This is a genomic window from Staphylococcus sp. Z5-21 (assembly GCF_056529615.1).
In genome coordinates this window covers 1,599,188-1,617,423 of sequence record NZ_CP096462.1, presented here as the reverse complement: position 1 = coordinate 1,617,423, position 18,236 = coordinate 1,599,188, and the positions used below count along the sequence as shown (strand labels likewise).

Sequence of the window (18,236 nt, the reverse complement as noted above, 5' to 3'; positions counted from 1 at the left end):
TATGATAACTGCAGAAAAGAAGAAAAAAAATAAGTTTCTTCCCAATTTTGAAAAGCAATCAATTTATTCATTAAGATACGATGAGATGCAAGATTGGTTGGTACAAAATGGTCAGCAAAAATTCAGAGCGAAACAAATTTTTGAGTGGCTTTACGAAAAACGCGTCGATGACATTGATGATATGACAAATTTATCTAAAGAATTAAGAGAAGTACTTAAAGATAATTTTACAATGACAACCATGACAACAGTTGTAAAACAAGAAAGTAAAGACGGTACAATTAAGTTTTTATTTGAATTACAAGATGGTTATACAATTGAAACGGTCCTTATGAGACATGAATACGGGAATTCTGTTTGTGTAACCACACAGGTTGGTTGCCGTATTGGTTGTACGTTTTGCGCTTCTACATTAGGCGGTTTAAAACGTAACTTAGAAGCTGGAGAAATTGTTTCTCAAGTATTAACAGTTCAAAAAGCTTTAGATGAAACAGAAGAGCGTGTATCACAAATCGTTATCATGGGTATTGGAGAACCATTTGAAAACTATGATGAAATGATGGATTTCTTAAAAATTGTTAATGATGATAATGGACTAAATATTGGAGCGCGTCATATTACAGTGTCAACTTCAGGAATTATTCCAAGAATATACGATTTCGCTGATGAAGATATTCAAATTAATTTTGCGGTTAGCTTACACGGTGCAAATGATGAAATTCGATCACGTTTGATGCCGATAAATAGAGCATATAATGTAGAAAAATTAATGGAAGCTATTCATTATTATCAAGAAAAAACAAATAGACGTATTACTTTTGAATATGGTTTATTTGGTGGCGTCAACGACCAAATTGAACATGCTAGGGAATTAGCGCATTTAATTCAAAAATTGAATTGCCATGTTAACTTAATACCAGTGAATCACGTACCAGAAAGAAATTATGTGAAGACACCTAAAGAAGATATCTTTAAATTTGAAAAAGAATTGAAGCGTTTAGGGATAAATGCAACAATTAGACGTGAACAAGGTGCCGATATTGACGCTGCTTGTGGTCAATTAAGAGCTAAGGAACGAAAAGTAGAAACGAGGTAGGGACATGCTAAAAGCACAATTTTTTACTGACACGGGTCGATACCGTGATAAAAATGAAGATGCAGGTGGCGTATTTTATAATCGTACAGAGCAACAGCTATTAGTGCTTTGTGATGGTATGGGTGGTCACCTAGCAGGAGAAGTTGCGAGCCAATTTGTCACTGATGAGCTTCAACGTCGTTTTGAAGTGGAAAATCTTATCGAAGCTGATCAAGCTGAAAATTGGTTGAGAACAACTTTAAAAGCTATTAATCGTGAGTTATATGAAATGTCAGTAGAAAACCCAGAATATAAGGGTATGGGTACAACTTGTGTCTGTGCTTTAGTATTTGATAACTATATTGTAGTCGCAAATATTGGTGATTCACGAGCTTATTTAGTGAATAGTAGAGAGATTGAACAAATTACGAATGATCATTCGTTTGTTAATCATCTCATGATGATTGGGCAAATTACTGCTGAACAAGCATTTAATCATCCTCAACGAAATATCATTACCAAAGTGATGGGGACTGATAAGTTAGTGACGCCAGATATATTTGTGAAAAAAACGAATTTCTATGATTATTTAATGTTAAATTCTGATGGTTTAACCGATTTTGTACGTAACCATCAAATTCAAGAAACATTGGTACAAGCGAAAGAATTAGAGACACACGGTCAAGACTTAATAGAACTTGCACTATCTGAAGATACGAATGACAATGTAAGTATTGTATTGGCTGAGATTGAAGGTGATAAAGTATGATAGGCAAAATAATAAGTGAGCGCTACGAGGTCATTAAAAAACTCGGTGGTGGCGGAATGAGTACTGTCTATCTTGCCGAAGACACAATTCTCAATCGTAAAGTAGCGATCAAAGCAATTAGGATTCCTGCTGGTGAGAAAGAAGAAACTATTAAACGTTTCGAAAGAGAAGTACATAATTTAACACAACTATCACATAAAAATATAGTGAACGTGTTTGATGTTACGGAAGATGATGATAATTTCTATTTAGTAATGGAATATATAGAAGGACCGACATTATCTGAATACATTCAAAAAAACCAACCTTTGGAGACCACAACAGCACTCAACTTTACCAATCAAATTATTAATGGAATTAAACATGCTCATGATACTAAAATCGTACACCGTGATATTAAACCACAAAATATTTTAATAGATAAGCACCAGACTTTGAAGATTTTAGATTTTGGTATTGCGAAAGCTCTAAGCGAAACAACAATGACACAAACGAACCATGTATTAGGTACAGTTCAATATTTATCACCCGAACAAGCACGTGGTGAATCGACAGATAATGGTACCGATATTTATTCAATTGGTGTTGTATTGTATGAAATGCTTATTGGTAAACCACCGTTTTCTGGAGAAACAGCAGTAAGTATTGCAATTAAGCATATCCAAGATCCTATGCCTAATATTACTGATGAACGCTCGGATGTACCTCAAGCACTAAGTAATGTTGTACTGAAAGCAACGGAAAAAGATAAGACGGTGCGTTACCAATCAGTAAGAGATATGCAAAGTGATTTAGAAAATGTATTGTCTGAAAATCGTGAGAATGAAGCGAGGTATCAATCCGTTGAGGAGAATACCAAGACAATTCCTATAAATAAATCAGATATTGTCAACCAGACGAGAGATGAAGATAAAGGAAAAAACATAAAAGAAACAATGCAGATTCCTATCGTCAATCAACAACAATTTCAATCAAGTGAAGAACATATTTATGAGGTACCACAAAAAAAGCGTACAAAGAAAAAGAAGTTTTTCTATACACTTATAATCGTCTTATTGCTGTTTGGTTTATTTGGATTCATGGCAATGGGTATGTTTGGAAATAAATATTTAGAAACACCAGATTTATCAGGTAAGACAGAAAAAGAAGCAGAACATATTTTAAAAGAAAATAAATTACAAATGGGTAATATATCGCGTGAATATAGTGATAAATATCCAGAGAATAAAATTATAAAAACGACGCCTGAGAAAGGGGATCGTTTAGAACAACAAAGTAAAGTTGACATTGTTTTATCTAAAGGACCTGAATTGACGGAAATGCCAAATTTATTTGGTATGACAAAATCCGAAGCTTTAGATAAATTAAAAGATTTAGGCATCAAAGATTCAAAAGTGAAACAAGCGTACACGAAACAAAATATCGCTAAAGGTTTAATTGAATCACAAAATGTGAATCCTGGAGATAAAGTGAAAGTGAATGATAGTAATATAGAGCTTACTGAATCTTTAGGGACAAAACAAGTTTACGTTGATGACTATGAGAATAAAGCTTTTAAAACGGCAAAATCAGAGTTAGAGGCAAAAGGATTCAAGGTAGTTGTCACTCAGGAAACTGAGGACAAGAAAGTTAAAAAAGATAATGTTATCAGCCAATCACCAAAAGATGAAGAAATAGACGAAGGTTCAACAATTGAATTCACCGTTTCAAAAGGCGCTCCAAAATCTGATGATCATAAAGAAGATGAGGAAAAAGACGCTGACGATAAAGATAAAGATGACAAAGAATCTAAAGATGATGAACCAGCGACTAAAGATTATACAGAAACGTATGAAGTTCAATATACTGGTAAAGATGACGACAGCCAAGAAGTAAAAGTGTTTGTAAGAGACAAAAATGGCGAAGGGACATCACCTTCACAAACATTTAAAATAAAAGACAATAAAACCATTAAAATACCGATGACAATAGAAAAAGGTAAAACGGCTGGTTATACCGTTCGTGTAGATGGTAAAGTTGTTGCTGATAAAGATATACCTTATGATTTTTAGCGACACTTAGCGAGCGAAGAGAGCATAGTGTCGCTTATGCAAGAGCGAAAGCTCTAGCGAACCACAAATAGAAGATATAAAATGAGCACCAATTTAGTCGAATTTGGATTAAATTGGTGCTTTTAATTTATTATCTCAATTTCATTCATAGAATAATTAAGTGGAAAAGTATCGTTATCGATATTTACAACTGAAAATTTAGCCGAAATCGTTTCAAATCATATTTAAATCAAAAATGCTTTGCTATAATATAAATGGTAAAAGTATTTAAAAGAGGGGTGCCTAAGTGAAAACAGGACGCATCATAAAATCAATCAGTGGTGTTTACCGAGTTGATGTAGACGGTGAAATGTATGATACAAAACCACGTGGCCTTTTTAGAAAAAATAAATTTTCACCTATTGTAGGTGATGTCGTTGATTTTGAAGTAGAAAATGTAACGGAAGGTTATATACATCATGTACATGAACGAAAAAATGAAATAAAGCGACCGCCTGTTAGTAATGTCGACCATCTCATTCTTGTAATGAGTGCTGTAGAACCAGATTTTTCTACACAGTTACTAGATAGGTTTTTAGTAATTGCGCATTCTTATCATATGCGTCCGCGTATTCTTGTAACTAAAAAAGATTTGACATCTTTGGAAAAACAACACGATATTGAAAAATTGCTAGAAGTTTATGAGAATATGAGCTATAAAACACAATTCATAAGTATTAATGAAGATATTGAACAAGTCTTTTCAAGTTGGGGTGATGGTTTAGCTGTGTTGAGTGGTCAATCAGGTGTTGGTAAATCAACGTTATTGAATAAATATTTTCCTAATATAGAGATTGAAACACAACACATTTCTAAAGCGTTAAATCGTGGTCGTCATACAACACGTCATGTTGAATTGTTTGAGAGAGCTAAAGGCTTTATAGCAGATACGCCAGGCTTTAGTGCTTTGGATTATGATCATATACAAAAAGATGAAATCAAAAATTATTTCATGGAAATACATGAATATAGTGCGACATGTAAGTTCAGAGATTGTAACCATATTAATGAACCGAAATGTAATGTTAAAGCTGAATTGGAAAATGGCAATATTGCCCAGTTTAGATACGATCATTATTTACAGCTATTTAAAGAAATTTCAAATAGAAAGGAAAGATATTAAGTGGCAAAATTATATCCATCATTATTATCAGCAGATTTTTTGAATTTACAACAAGAGTTAACTGCTTTAGAAAAGGCAGGCGTTGATGGGGTACATTTTGACGTCATGGATGGACAATTTGTACCTAACATTTCAATCGGACTACCTATATTGGATTCAGTACGTAAAGGTACAGATTTACCTATTGATGTGCATCTTATGATAGAAGAACCTGAAAAATATGTTGAATTATTTGCTGAGCATGGCGCTGATATGATTTCAGTACATGTTGAAGCAACACCCCATATTCACAGAGTGATTGAACAAATTAAGAATAAAAATGTAAAAGCTGGTGTGGTGATTAATCCTGGGACGCCAGTTGATTCAATTCGTCCGGTATTAAAAATGGTAGATTATGTATTGGTTATGACAGTAAACCCTGGTTTTGGTGGTCAAACATTTATAAATGATTGCGTAGAAAAACTGGATCAATTATCTGAAATCAAAAAAGCGCAAGGCTTAAACTTTGATATTGAAGTAGATGGTGGTATTAACAATAACACTGTTGAAACTGTAGTTAACCATGGTGCGACAATGTTAGTTGCAGGGTCATACTTTTTTAAACACGATGAATATCAAACGGTAACTAACACATTGAAAGGTTGACATAGATGAAAGCCAATTTATTATGTGGCAATAGAAATTTGCCCAAGCATATTTTAGTGGAACATAAACATGAACATTGGATTGGTATAGATAGAGGCACCTTGATCTTGCTAGAATCTGGGATTACACCTCAATTTGCAGTCGGTGATTTCGATTCTATTTCTGATTCAGAGAGGAACTTTATACAACAACAGATAGAGATAAATCCTTATAATTCTGAAAAAGATGACACAGATTTAGCTTTAGGCATTGATCAAGCAGTAAAGCGTGGCTATCGAAATATTGATGTTTATGGTGCGACGGGCGGTAGACTAGATCATTTCATGGGCGCCTTACAAATACTGGAAAAACCGGAATATACAAAAATGAATATCAACATTAAATTAATAGATGACACAAATGAAATTCAATTTATACAAAAAGGTCAGTTTAATGTGACATATAGTGAACAATTTCCATATATTTCATTTATACCAGTCATCTATCCAACTGTAATTTCATTGAAAGGCTTTAAATATAACTTACAAAATGAAACACTGAAACTTGGTTCAACGCTTACTATTTCAAATGAATTAAGTCAATCTTGTGGGAATATAGAAATAATTGAAGGCAGTGTATTGATGATTCGAAGTAAAGATTAAATGAGGATTTTTAAATATACGCTGATATCTAAAAGAAAATGAAATAAAAAAAGACCAATCCTCCACATAAGGATTGGTCTTTTCGTGCATTATATTTATTAAACTCTAGTTACTTTACCAGATTTTAAAGCACGTGCAGAAACCCAAACTTTTTTAGGTTTTCCGTCTACAAGAATTCTAACTTTTTGAAGGTTAGCATTCCATCTTCTTTTAGAAGAATTTAAAGCGTGAGAACGATTGTTTCCAGTTGAAGCTTTACGACCTGTTACGAAACATTGTTTGCCCATGAAAGTACCTCCTTTAATAAATATAAATACACGTATCTACTACATACTTGAATAATGTACCACAAATAAGTATAGATAGCAATAAAACGAGAAAAATTTTTCGTTTACATGAATAATACTTTTGTTAATATTAAATTATGGTATAATTGTAAACTGTGGATAAATATAGTATTTTTTTAATAAGATAATCAAGACGCATTGTTTATTATTGGCGATTATGATATAACCATAAACTTAGGAGGCCCATTTTATGACATTAGAAATCACAAATGATTACGGTAGTATAGACATTTCAAACGAAGTAATATCTTCAGTTGTGGGTAGTAAAGCAGTAGAATGTTATGGAATTGTAGGCATGGCTTCTAGACAACAAGTTAGAGATGGCATTGCAGAAATACTCGGACATGAAAATTATGCTAAAGGTATCATTGTACGAGAAGATAATGGCGTTGTTGATGTAGATATGTACATTATTGTAAGCTTTGGAACAAAAATATCTGAAGTAGCTAGCAATGTACAATCAACTGTAAAATATACATTAGAACAAACATTAAAAATAAAAGTAAATTCAATCAATATATTTGTACAAGGTGTGCGCATTAATAATGGCACGAAAAACTAGGAGGACATTACGCAATGGTAAGCAAAATAGATGGTAAATTATTTGCCGAGATGATTATACAAGGGGCGCAAAATTTATCAAATCATGCAGACTTAGTTGATTCATTGAACGTTTATCCAGTACCAGATGGAGATACTGGGACGAATATGAATTTGACGATGACATCAGGGAGAGAAGCAGTCGAAAACAATTTATCTCAACAAATTGGTGAACTAGGTAAGACATTTTCTAAAGGTTTATTGATGGGTGCTAGAGGGAACTCTGGTGTGATTTTGTCACAATTATTTAGAGGGTTTAGTAAAAGTTTAGAAACATATGAAACAATTAATGCTAAACAATTTGCTGAAAGTTTTAAAGCAGGTGTAGATACAGCGTATAAAGCAATCATGAAACCAGTTGAGGGAACGATTTTAACAGTAGCAAGAGATGCAGCTGATGCAGCTATACAAAAGGCAGAAGAAACCGACGATTGTATTGAATTAATGGCTTACATTCTCGAAGAAGCAGAAGTCTCACTTGAAAACACACCGAATTTATTACCAGTATTAAAAGAAGTCGGTGTTGTAGATAGTGGAGGTAAAGGCTTAGCTATTGTTTACGCTGGATTTTTAAAAGCATTAAAAGGTGAAACGGTATCTGCACAGTCACCAAAATTAAATAAAGAGTCTTTAGTTAATGAAGAACATGATTTTCATGGCGTAATTAATACGGAAGATATCGTTTATGGCTATTGTACTGAAATGATGGTTCGTTTTGGAAAAAATAAAAAAACCTTTGATGAGCAGAGTTTTAGAGAAGACATGAGCCAGTTTGGGGATTCTTTATTAGTTATCAACGATGAGGAAATTGTTAAAGTACATGTGCATACAGAAAAACCAGGTGACGTATTTAACTATGGTCAACAGTATGGTGAATTAATTAAGTTAAAAGTCGAAAATATGCGTGAACAACATCGTGAAGTTGTGAAAAAAGAACATGACGGTGGCAAAGCAACATCTACAGAAGAAACGCAGGCAGTCGACACTGCAGTCATTGCAATCTCCATGGGTGAAGGTATTTCAGAGATTTTCAAGTCAATGGGTGCGACACACATGATTAGTGGTGGACAAACAATGAATCCATCAACAGAAGATATTGTCAAGATTATTGAACAATCACAATGTAAACGTGCAATCATTTTACCTAATAATAAAAACATTCTAATGGCTAGTGAACAAGCTGCTGAAATTGTAGAAGCTGATACTATAGTCATTCCGACCAAATCAATACCACAAGGCATTGCTGCGTTATTTAATTATGATGAAACTGATTCACTCGAATCTAATAAATCAAGAATGGTGGAATCTTTAGAAGCAGTACGTTCTGGTTCAGTGACATACGCTGTGAGAGATACTAAAATTGATGGTGTTGAAATTAAAAAAGACGCATTTATGGGCTTGATTGAGGATAAAATTGTAACAAGTCATGCTGATCAATTTGAAACGGTTAAGGGATTAATGGCAGAAATGATTAATGAAGATAGTGAAATCATTACGATGATCGTTGGTATGGATGCTGATAAAACAGTTACTTCAGACATTGAAGATTGGATGGAAGCAACATATCCAGACGTTGAATTAGAACAACATGATGGTCAACAACCTGTTTATCAATATTTGTTTTCTGTAGAATAATATAAATCACAGCATTAGAATCTTAAAAGAGTATCATTTATACAATAGTATATGACTTCAAAAGGAAAAACATCGACTATATCAGTCATGTTACAGATGGGAGTGAGAAAATCAGATTTTAAAATTTGATTAATTCTTACTTCCATATTTTTTTGAAATAATGACATTTTTTAAATGATTTTAAGGTTGTCAGCAATTTAATTTTGCATTTAATAAGAACAATACAACCAGTTTTGGTTTATAATGTTTATTGAACTTGTTATAATAAACAAGATGTTTAAGAATGAAAGCGCAACACTTTAGAAACATTAAAAATAAGAGTGGGGTATAATTATGAAATATAAAACAGTCTTCGATATAATTGGTCCTACAATGGTAGGCCCTTCGTCTTCTCATACTGCAGGCGCAGTGAGAATTGGTTTAGTAGCTAGAGACTTATTTAATCAATTACCGAAACAAGCTGATATATATCTTTATGGTTCATTTATGGAAACATATAAAGGACATGGCACTGATGTTGCTTTAGTCGGTGGCTTGTTAGGCTACGATACTGATGATGATCGTATACAAACAAGTTTGGAAACTGCTGAGGAAGCTGGGATGAAAGTCAACTTTATTGAAATGGCAGAAGAAAGATCACATCCGAACACGGCTATTATTAATATGCGTGATGGAGACAAAGAAATATCCGTTGAGGGTGTTTCAATTGGTGGCGGAAAAATTGAAGTAGTAGCAATCAATGGATTCAATATCGCGATTAGTGGTAATTACCCGGCATTACTTGTATTCCATAAAGATACGTTTGGTACTATTGGTCGTGTAGCCAATATACTGGGAGACTCAAGTATTAATGTAGGTAGTATGCAAGTATCTAGGAAGGAAAAAGGCGATCAAGCATTAATGACTTGTGAATTAGATGATGCAGTGAATGATGAAATAATAGAGAAAATTAAAAACGTCGATGGTGTAGTGACGGTTTCACTCATGGGAGACGCCTAATGGAGGTATTGCATGTTTAAAAGTGTGAAAGAATTAGTAGAAATATGTGAAGAGCAAAATAAAAAAATCCATGAAATTATGCTTGAACAAGAAATGGAAGTTACAGGACTATCTGAGGCAGATGTTTATGCACATATGGACAAAAACTTACAAACGATGGAGAATGCTTTAGACGAAGGTTTAGCAGGGGTTACATCTACAACAGGGCTCACTGGTGGAGATGCTGTACTAATTAAAGAATATTTGAAAACGGGGAAATCACTCGCAGGACCAACTTTGTTAGACGCAGTTAGTAAAGCTGTTGCGACAAATGAAGTCAATGCAGCTATGGGGAAAATTTGTGCAACACCTACAGCAGGTTCTGCAGGTGTTGTACCAGGCGTGTTATTTGGTCTTAAACCGCGTTTAGAACCATCAAGAAAAGATATGTTAAATTTCTTATTAACTTCAGGTGCATTTGGTTTTGTTGTTGCTAATAATGCATCTATTTCAGGTGCTGCTGGTGGTTGTCAAGCAGAAGTCGGTTCAGCTGCGGCGATGGCAGCTGGAGCAACTGTAGAACTTGCAGGTGGAACGCCGCAACAGTCAGCTGAAGCTTTTGCAATTTGTTTGAAAAATATGCTAGGTTTAGTATGTGATCCAGTAGCTGGTTTAGTAGAAGTACCTTGTGTTAAGAGAAATGCTGCAGGTGCATCAAACGCAATCGTATCTGCGGACATGGCTTTGGCAGGTGTGACTTCAAGAATTCCTACAGATGAAGTGATTGAAGCAATGTATAAAATCGGTCAAACGATGCCATCCGCTCTACGTGAAACAGGTCGTGGAGGTTTAGCAGGTACACCTACGGGTCAGCGCCTAAAACAAGAAATATTTGGTGATTAATTATGTCAAAAGTCAATTTAATTGAAAGTCCATTTCCATTATCTCAAATAAAAGGATTAGGTCCGAAACGCTTAGCAGTATTGAATGAATTAAATATTCATACTGTTGAAGATTTAATTCTATATTTACCAACACGTTACGAAGATAATACTGTAATTGACTTAAATAAAGCTGAAGATCAAGCGATAGTGACAGTGGTGGGTGAAGTTTATTCAACACCAACTGTCGCTTTTTTTGGTCGTAATAAATCTAAATTAACAGTACATATCATGGTCGACCAAATTGCTGTGAAATGCACATTTTTCAATCAGCCTTATTTAAAAAAGAAAATAGAATTACATGGAACCGTAACAGTCAAAGGAAAATGGAATAGAGCAAAGCAAGAAATCAACGGTAACAGAATGTTTTTTAGCCAACAAATGGATGAGAGCGGACAATATGAACCTGTATATCGCATTAAAGAAGGTATTAAACAAAAGCCTTTAAGAGATATGATTAGACAGGTACTAGATCAGGTGACGATTCAAGAATGGCTCTCTGAAGACTTAAGAAAAAAATACAAATTAGAAACTTTAGAAGATACAATTAAAGCTTTGCATTTTGCAACTGATAAAGCATCTTTACTGAAAGCACGTAGAACATATGCTTTCACAGAATTATTTATGTTTGAATTAAGAATGCAGTGGTTGAATCGTCTTGAAAAAACATCAGATGAAGCAATTGACGTAGACTATGATATTAATTTAGTTAAACATTTTATAGATAGTCTACCGTTTGAATTAACAGACGCTCAGAAACATAGCGTGAATGAAATATTCAGAGATTTGAAAGCACCCATTCGCATGCATCGTTTATTACAAGGCGATGTAGGTTCTGGTAAAACAGTTGTCGCTGCTATTTGTATGTATGCCTTGAAAACAGCAGGCTATCAGTCAGCTTTAATGGTTCCGACAGAAATATTAGCGGAGCAACATGCAGAAAGTTTAGTTGACCTATTTGGTGATAGAATGAACGTGGCTTTATTGACTGGCTCTGTTAAAGGAAAAAAACGGAAGCTGTTATTAGAACAACTGAATAATAATGAAATTGATTGTATCATTGGAACACATGCATTAATTCAGGATGATGTTAAGTTTAATAATGTGGGTCTTGTTATTACAGATGAACAACATCGTTTTGGTGTTAATCAGCGACAGTTGTTAAGAGAAAAAGGTGCTATGACCAATGTCTTATTTATGACAGCAACGCCGATACCAAGAACATTAGCCATTTCAGTATTCGGTGAAATGGATGTTTCTTCAATTAAACAATTGCCTAAAGGTAGAAAACCAATCATCACTTCTTGGTCTAAGCATGAGGCTTATGAAAGTGTATTAAATCAAATGACTTCAGAACTGAAGAAGGGTAGACAAGCTTATGTCATTTGCCCACTGATTGAAAGTTCAGAGCATCTTGAAGATGTACAAAATGTTGTTGAATTATATGAATCATTGCAATCATATTATGGAGTTGAAAAGGTTGGTCTGCTTCATGGTAAATTACATTCAGATGAGAAAGATGAAGTGATGCAACGATTTAGCAATCATGAAATTGATATATTAGTGTCAACAACGGTAGTTGAAGTAGGTGTGAACGTGCCAAATGCGACGTTTATGATGATATATGATGCTGATCGTTTTGGTTTGTCTACGTTACATCAATTGCGTGGACGAGTGGGGAGAAGTGAACAACAAAGTTACTGTGTATTAATCGCATCACCGAAAACAGAAACAGGTATTGAACGTATGAATATCATGACCCAGACTACAGATGGCTTTGAACTTAGTGAACGTGATTTAGAAATGAGGGGGCCAGGCGATTTCTTTGGTGTAAAGCAGAGCGGTTTACCTGATTTCTTGGTTGCAAATGTAGTGGAAGATTATAAAATGCTAGAAGTTGCTAGAGATGAAGCCGCCGAATTAATACAGTCGGGTGTCTTCTTTGAACCACAATATAATATATTAAAATCTTTTATTGAAGAAAATTTATTGTATATGAGTTTTGATTAAAAATTGTTGGTTTGTATTTCATGCAAATCCATTGTATACTTTCTATTATATTCTAAATAAAAATGACACTCGTAAATAATTTAATTATTTACGAATGCCATCCGAAGTTAGAATATGATTTATTGTGGGAGTCTGTTAGATAATTAATTATTTAACAGGCTTTTTAATTTACGCCAACTTCTGTCCAAGCCTTATCAATAGCGTCAGCTTCAGCGCTATTATCACCATAAAGTTTATTTGCGGCTTCTTTTAAAGCTGTTTTAGCATCTGAAAATTCTGAATTTTGCGTCAGATATTGAGTTAATGCAAGGTAGTAAATTTGTTCAGCTTTATCTTTTCCAATTTCATTAATTGTCAGATATGCAGCCTTGTTAGGAATACCACTATTTGTGTGTACACCACCATTATCCTGACTACCTGATTGATATTGATCCATGTGTGCCGGTTGATTATATCTTTCAGGGTCTTTTAAGCTTCTAAGACCATCTCCTTCAGTTCCAGGTGTATATACATCTTCACCCATTAACCAGTCATCTGGATCTACAAAATACCCAAATACATCTGAAAATGATTCATTCAAAGCGCCTGATTGATCTTGATATTTTAAGTTAGACGTACGCTCAGTTACGGCATGTGTTATTTCATGAGCGATGATATCATTGGCTCCTGATAATGCTTTGAAGGTTTGTCCATCACCATCACCGTATATCATATATTGCCCTGTCCACGCAGCATTATTGTAATCTTTATCATAGTGTACGACAGAGTCAATCTTTCCTCCGGCGTTATCATAACTATCACGATGATGTTTATCTAAATAATAGTTATACACTTCATTAGCATAATAATGTGCATCTACGCCAGCCTTGTGTTCTTCCTTGTCGAAATTATTACTATCGTTTGTGATTTCTGAAAAATCATCTGTAATATTATTAGCAGTTTGTGTATGCATTTCTGCATTTTGCGTTGTATCTTTTAATGTGTATTCACCATTATTCTCTGTTAAATTCAATGGTGACTTTTCATCATCGTTCACGCCTGTACCTTTTCCTGTTGCTGAGGCATTTTTGATGACATTTTCTTTATTCAATATTTCTCCAGTGCTAGCATCGACTTGAATTTTCCAATGAGCGGCCTTAGGTGAAATATAGTTTAATTCAACATCGTATACAAGTTTTTGACTGTCGCTGTTAATATCTAATTTGTTTTTATTTACGATATCATAGCCTTTGATATTGTTAACATCTGCCTTGTTTTTTCCTATAGCTTTAAATGCGTTATTTTCAGCATCAACTGCAGAAATTTTCACTTCGTTGTCAACCTTGACAGTTGGTTTATCAATGCTACCGTTTATTAAAGTGACATCACCTTGTTTGTTTACATGAACTTTTAATGCGCTATCTTCAGCAGTTATACCATTGACTTTGGGTTTCAAGGTATAATGAGTGATTCCAGTAGCGTCTTGTTGTTTATCTGTAATTTCATATTGCTCAAATGCATTATCTTGAACATTAGCATTTCCAGATTCTTTAGATTCCTTGATAATCTTTGATACATTATTTTGTAAATATGCTTTTACATCTTGATTATTATGAACTTTTGTATTTATGGGTTTCTTGAGACTTTCTGGTTTGATGCTATTGTTTTCTTGCGCATGTGCTTGTAATGATGTGACAGATATCAGTGAACATGTTACGAGTGTTGTGGTAATCAATTTCTTCATCATGTAATCCTCCTAATTATTAATCTTTTGGCTTTAGAAACAATTGCTTTTCATATAAATATTTATTTACATAAAATATCACACCCTTTTAAATTATTTTGAATTATACGTTCCAAATATTTTTATTTCAATAGTGCACTACAAATAATCTTTTAATTGTTACATTTGTAATAAAATAGTAATGTTAAAAGAGTTTTTTTGATACTATATAAAAAACTTATTATTAAACTGAGCTAATGCTAAAGCAAATTTAATTTAGCGACAGCATATGTTTTTTGTTGAGCAAATGAAATAGAAAGTGTTATGATATGTTAGGAATGTTTAAGACTTGGTACTAAAAACATGGGAGTTTGAATGCGATGAAATTAAAAAAACAAGAACGACGTAATGAAATAAAAAAAGAAATAGAGAAAAATCCTTTTATTACTGACTTAGATTTAAGTGTGTTATTCTCGGTGAGTATTCAAACGATTAGACTTGATCGTACACATTTAAATATTCCTGAGCTAAGAACACGCATTAAAACTGTTGCAAAAGAAAATTACGAAAGTATTCGCTCTATAGAAGGTAGTGAAATTATTGGGGATGTAATCAATGTACAACCTGATCAAACTGCCACTTCAATTATAAGAATAGACGAAGAATCTGTGTTTACTAGAAATAAAATTGCTAGAGGACATGTATTGTTCGCACAAGCAAACTCCCTGTGTGTGGCACTGATACATAAACCAGTTGTTTTAACAAGAGATAGTAATGTAACATTTATAAAAACAGTAAAATTAAATGAAACGGTACGTGCTGATGCACAAACTATTGAAATTACAGATAAATTTTATACGATAAAAGTGCGATCATATGTAAAAGATACGCTCGTTTTTAAGGGAACTTTCAAAATGTATTATACAAGTGAGGATGAACAAAATGGTTAAATTAGCGATTGATATGATGGGTGGAGATGATGCACCTGGAATCGTTTTGGAAGCTGTTGAAAAAGCGGTTAATGATTTTAAAGATTTAGAAATAATTTTATTTGGAGAATCATCGCAATGTACATTAGAACATGATCGTGTAGAAGTGCGTCACTGTACGGAATCTATCACGATGGATGATGAACCAGTAAGAGCAATTAAACGTAAAAAAGACAGCTCTATGGCGCGTATGGCTGAAGCAGTTAAGTCGGGTGAAGCCGATGGATGTGTTTCTGCTGGTAATACTGGCGCACTGATGTCTGCTGGACTATTCATCGTTGGTCGTATTAAAGGTGTAGAACGACCTGCATTGGTTGTTACGCTACCGACTGTATCAGGTAAAGGTTTTGTATTTATGGATGTAGGTGCTAATGCTGATGCAAAAGCAGAACATTTATTGCAATATGCTCAGTTGGGTAATATTTACGCTCAAAAAATTAGAGGTATTGCTGAACCATCTGTAAGCTTGTTAAATATTGGTACAGAAGCAGCGAAAGGTAATAGTTTAACTAAGAAAGCATACCGTTTAATGGAAGATCAACATGATTTTAACTTTACAGGTAATGTCGAAGCGAAAGGTTTAATGAATGATGTTGCTGATGTTGTAGTCACTGATGGCTATACAGGTAATATGATTCTTAAAAATCTAGAAGGTGTTGCAAAAGCAATGGGTAAAATGTTTAAATCTACACTGTTAAGTAGTTTTAAAAATAAAATGGCAGCACTGATTTTACGCAAAGACTTGAACGGTTTAATGACAAAAATGGATTATGCAGAATATGGTGGTTCAGTATTGTTAGGATTAAATGGTACGGTAGTAAAAGCACATGGCAGTTCAAGTGCAAAAGCATTCTATTCTGCAATTCGTCAGGCAAAAATTGCTGGTGAACAAGAAATTGTGAAAACAATGAAAGAAACGGTGGGTACAGAAAATGAGTAAAACGGCAATTATCTTTCCAGGTCAAGGTTCTCAAAAAGTTGGTATGGCGAATGATTTATACGAACATAATGAAGCAGCGACTACAATTTTAAATCAAGCCCAAAATGCTGTGGATTTTGATATTTTAGAAACGATGTTTACAGATAAAGAAGCAAAGTTAGGCCAAACAGAAAATACGCAACCAGCTTTATTAACGCATAGTTCAGCTTTATTAAACGCCCTTAATGATTTAAATGCAGATTATACTATGGGACATAGTCTGGGGGAATATGTGAGTTTAGTTGCAAGTGGTGTATTGAAATTTGAAGATGCAGTAAAAATTGTAAGAAAACGTGGTCAACTTATGGCAGAAGCCTTTCCAGATGGTGTGGGTAGTATGGCAGCCGTACTTGGACTGGATTATGAAGCGGTTGACGCAATTTGTAAACAGCTTTCTACAGAGAGTGAAATTATTGAACCAGCTAATATCAATTCACCGGGTCAAATTGTTGTATCTGGCCATAAATCATTGATTGATCAGTTAGTTGAAGAAGGGAAATCGCTAGGTGCTAAACGTGTAATGCCATTAGCAGTTTCAGGTCCATTCCATTCATCAATGATGCAAGTTATCAAAGATGATTTTGCAGATTTTATTGACCAGTTTGAGTGGTCTGATGCTCAATTCCCGGTTGTACAAAATGTGCATGCACAAGGTGAAACAGATGCAAATGTAATTAAAGCGCATATGATTGAACAATTATATTCACCAGTGCAATTTATTGATTCTACAGAGTGGTTAATTGAACAAGGTGTTGATCATTTCATCGAAATTGGTCCTGGTAAAGTACTTTCAGGATTAATTAGAAAAATTAATGAAAATGTAAAAGTTACCTCAATTCAAACATTAGAAGATGTGAAAGGTTGGAATGAAAATGACTAAAAGTGCATTGGTTACAGGTGCTTCAAGAGGAATAGGACGCAGTATTGCTATACAATTAGCGGAAGAAGGCTATAAAGTTGCAGTGAACTATGCTGGAAATAAAGAAAAAGCAGACGCTGTTGTGGAAGAAATCAAAGCTAAAGGCGTTGAAGCTTTTGCAATTCAAGCAAACGTTGCAAATGGTGACGAAGTTAAAGCGATGATTAAAGAAGTCGTTAGCCAATTTGGTTCAGTAGATGTGCTTGTTAATAATGCAGGTATCACACGCGATAATTTATTAATGAGAATGAAAGAACAAGAATGGGACGATGTCATTGATACAAATTTAAAAGGTGTATTTAATTGTATTCAAAAAGTAACACCACAAATGTTAAGACAAAAGAGTGGCTCAATTATTAACTTATCAAGTGTCGTGGGTGCAGTAGGTAATCCTGGACAAGCTAACTATGTTGCTACAAAAGCGGGTGTAATTGGATTGACTAAATCAGCAGCTAGAGAGTTAGCTTCTAGAAATATTACAGTGAATGCTGTAGCACCTGGTTTTATTGTTTCTGATATGACAGATGCTTTAAGTGAGGAACTCAAAGCACAAATGTTAGAACAAATTCCATTAGCTAAATTTGGTGAAGATTCTGATATAGCCAATACTGTAGCGTTTTTAGCTTCAGAGAAAGCAAAATATATTACTGGACAAACGATTCATGTCAATGGCGGCATGTACATGTAAGTTGATTTAGAAAAAATAATCATCGCTACAAGCTTTTAAACAATAGTGGTATGACTGATTATATTTTTTAAGTAAAATGTCATTTTGGATGTCTGACACATGCGT

Annotated in this window: 17 protein-coding genes; 15 read left to right on the top strand and 2 right to left on the bottom strand. The window is 34.1% G+C overall.

Annotated elements, in window-relative coordinates; translation table 11 throughout:
* Position 1 precedes the first annotated feature (1 nt).
* The 6 genes from rlmN to M1D64_RS07895 all read left to right on the top strand — a co-directional run bounded on the left by rlmN (position 2) and on the right by M1D64_RS07895 (position 6,343).
* Positions 2–1,096 carry a dual-specificity RNA methyltransferase RlmN gene (gene rlmN, locus M1D64_RS07920; protein ID WP_037538561.1) on the top strand — a complete coding sequence of 365 codons (1,095 nt, stop codon included), beginning with the start codon at positions 2–4 and terminating at the stop codon, positions 1,094–1,096.
* Positions 1,097–1,100: 4 nt separating this feature from the next.
* On the top strand, positions 1,101–1,844 hold the full coding sequence (locus tag M1D64_RS07915; RefSeq protein WP_002483508.1) for a Stp1/IreP family PP2C-type Ser/Thr phosphatase: 744 nt from the start codon (positions 1,101–1,103) through the stop codon (positions 1,842–1,844).
* Entirely contained in the window at positions 1,841–3,895 is a 2,055-nt protein-coding gene (gene pknB, locus M1D64_RS07910) for a Stk1 family PASTA domain-containing Ser/Thr kinase (RefSeq protein ID WP_069838018.1), read from the top strand. The genes M1D64_RS07915 and pknB overlap by 4 nt, the downstream gene beginning before the upstream one ends.
* A gap of 286 nt (positions 3,896–4,181) precedes the next feature.
* Entirely contained in the window at positions 4,182–5,057 is an 876-nt protein-coding gene (rsgA, locus tag M1D64_RS07905) for a ribosome small subunit-dependent GTPase A (RefSeq protein ID WP_002483506.1), read from the top strand.
* Positions 5,058–5,702 (top strand): ribulose-phosphate 3-epimerase, encoded by a 645-nt coding sequence (rpe, locus tag M1D64_RS07900; RefSeq protein WP_002483505.1) that lies wholly within the window; start codon positions 5,058–5,060, stop codon positions 5,700–5,702. It begins immediately after the preceding gene.
* A gap of 5 nt (positions 5,703–5,707) precedes the next feature.
* A complete protein-coding gene (locus M1D64_RS07895; RefSeq protein WP_037538558.1) occupies positions 5,708–6,343 on the top strand; it encodes a thiamine diphosphokinase in 636 nt (211 codons plus the stop codon).
* Between the two features lie 98 nt (positions 6,344–6,441).
* On the opposite strand, the gene rpmB is transcribed toward M1D64_RS07895, so the two are convergent.
* On the bottom strand, positions 6,442–6,630 hold the full coding sequence (gene rpmB / locus M1D64_RS07890) for a 50S ribosomal protein L28 (RefSeq protein ID WP_002483503.1): 189 nt from the start codon (positions 6,628–6,630) through the stop codon (positions 6,442–6,444).
* 250 nt (positions 6,631–6,880) lie between these two features.
* On the opposite strand from rpmB, the gene M1D64_RS07885 reads away from it, so the two are divergent.
* From M1D64_RS07885 to recG, 5 genes are all read left to right on the top strand, one after another.
* On the top strand, positions 6,881–7,252 hold the full coding sequence (locus tag M1D64_RS07885; RefSeq protein ID WP_002483502.1) for an Asp23/Gls24 family envelope stress response protein: 372 nt from the start codon (positions 6,881–6,883) through the stop codon (positions 7,250–7,252).
* A gap of 14 nt (positions 7,253–7,266) precedes the next feature.
* The gene (gene fakA / locus M1D64_RS07880; RefSeq protein WP_002483501.1) at positions 7,267–8,925 is read left to right on the top strand and encodes a fatty acid kinase catalytic subunit FakA; all 1,659 of its coding nucleotides are present in this window, start codon (positions 7,267–7,269) and stop codon (positions 8,923–8,925) included.
* Positions 8,926–9,258: 333 nt separating this feature from the next.
* A complete protein-coding gene (gene sdaAB / locus M1D64_RS07875) occupies positions 9,259–9,924 on the top strand; it encodes an L-serine ammonia-lyase, iron-sulfur-dependent subunit beta (protein ID WP_002483500.1) in 666 nt (221 codons plus the stop codon).
* A gap of 12 nt (positions 9,925–9,936) precedes the next feature.
* Positions 9,937–10,806, top strand: a complete 870-nt coding sequence (sdaAA, locus tag M1D64_RS07870) for an L-serine ammonia-lyase, iron-sulfur-dependent, subunit alpha (protein WP_041080433.1) — start codon at positions 9,937–9,939, stop codon at positions 10,804–10,806.
* Between the two features lie 2 nt (positions 10,807–10,808).
* On the top strand, positions 10,809–12,854 hold the full coding sequence (gene recG / locus M1D64_RS07865) for an ATP-dependent DNA helicase RecG (protein WP_002483498.1): 2,046 nt from the start codon (positions 10,809–10,811) through the stop codon (positions 12,852–12,854).
* A gap of 163 nt (positions 12,855–13,017) precedes the next feature.
* Here the strand turns inward: recG and M1D64_RS07860 are convergent, their stop codons facing one another.
* Positions 13,018–14,580, bottom strand: a complete 1,563-nt coding sequence (locus tag M1D64_RS07860) for a M4 family metallopeptidase (RefSeq protein WP_041080434.1) — start codon at positions 14,578–14,580, stop codon at positions 13,018–13,020.
* Positions 14,581–14,936: 356 nt separating this feature from the next.
* On the opposite strand from M1D64_RS07860, the gene fapR reads away from it, so the two are divergent.
* From fapR to fabG, 4 genes are read left to right on the top strand one after another with little or no spacing between them, the layout of a single operon-like run.
* Entirely contained in the window at positions 14,937–15,506 is a 570-nt protein-coding gene (gene fapR, locus M1D64_RS07855; protein ID WP_002483496.1) for a transcription factor FapR, read from the top strand.
* Positions 15,499–16,485, top strand: a complete 987-nt coding sequence (gene plsX / locus M1D64_RS07850) for a phosphate acyltransferase PlsX (RefSeq protein WP_069825846.1) — start codon at positions 15,499–15,501, stop codon at positions 16,483–16,485. The genes fapR and plsX overlap by 8 nt, the downstream gene beginning before the upstream one ends.
* Positions 16,478–17,404, top strand: coding sequence for an ACP S-malonyltransferase (gene fabD / locus M1D64_RS07845; protein ID WP_069825847.1), 927 nt, complete (start codon positions 16,478–16,480; stop codon positions 17,402–17,404). The genes plsX and fabD overlap by 8 nt, the downstream gene beginning before the upstream one ends.
* Positions 17,397–18,131 (top strand): 3-oxoacyl-[acyl-carrier-protein] reductase, encoded by a 735-nt coding sequence (gene fabG / locus M1D64_RS07840; protein ID WP_002483493.1) that lies wholly within the window; start codon positions 17,397–17,399, stop codon positions 18,129–18,131. Before fabD ends, fabG begins: the two co-directional genes overlap by 8 nt.
* Positions 18,132–18,236: the final 105 nt, after the last annotated feature.

Coding starts and splice junctions, on each gene's coding strand:
- rlmN (WP_037538561.1), top strand. CDS start 2: ATGATAACTGCAGAAAAGAAGAAAAAAAATAAGTTTCTTCCCAATTTT.
- M1D64_RS07915 (WP_002483508.1), top strand. CDS start 1,101: ATGCTAAAAGCACAATTTTTTACTGACACGGGTCGATACCGTGATAAA.
- pknB (WP_069838018.1), top strand. CDS start 1,841: ATGATAGGCAAAATAATAAGTGAGCGCTACGAGGTCATTAAAAAACTC.
- M1D64_RS07895 (WP_037538558.1), top strand. CDS start 5,708: ATGAAAGCCAATTTATTATGTGGCAATAGAAATTTGCCCAAGCATATT.
- rpmB (WP_002483503.1), bottom strand. CDS start 6,630: ATGGGCAAACAATGTTTCGTAACAGGTCGTAAAGCTTCAACTGGAAAC.
- M1D64_RS07885 (WP_002483502.1), top strand. CDS start 6,881: ATGACATTAGAAATCACAAATGATTACGGTAGTATAGACATTTCAAAC.
- fakA (WP_002483501.1), top strand. CDS start 7,267: ATGGTAAGCAAAATAGATGGTAAATTATTTGCCGAGATGATTATACAA.
- sdaAB (WP_002483500.1), top strand. CDS start 9,259: ATGAAATATAAAACAGTCTTCGATATAATTGGTCCTACAATGGTAGGC.
- sdaAA (WP_041080433.1), top strand. CDS start 9,937: ATGTTTAAAAGTGTGAAAGAATTAGTAGAAATATGTGAAGAGCAAAAT.
- recG (WP_002483498.1), top strand. CDS start 10,809: ATGTCAAAAGTCAATTTAATTGAAAGTCCATTTCCATTATCTCAAATA.
- M1D64_RS07860 (WP_041080434.1), bottom strand. CDS start 14,580: ATGATGAAGAAATTGATTACCACAACACTCGTAACATGTTCACTGATA.
- fapR (WP_002483496.1), top strand. CDS start 14,937: ATGAAATTAAAAAAACAAGAACGACGTAATGAAATAAAAAAAGAAATA.
- plsX (WP_069825846.1), top strand. CDS start 15,499: ATGGTTAAATTAGCGATTGATATGATGGGTGGAGATGATGCACCTGGA.
- fabD (WP_069825847.1), top strand. CDS start 16,478: ATGAGTAAAACGGCAATTATCTTTCCAGGTCAAGGTTCTCAAAAAGTT.
- fabG (WP_002483493.1), top strand. CDS start 17,397: ATGACTAAAAGTGCATTGGTTACAGGTGCTTCAAGAGGAATAGGACGC.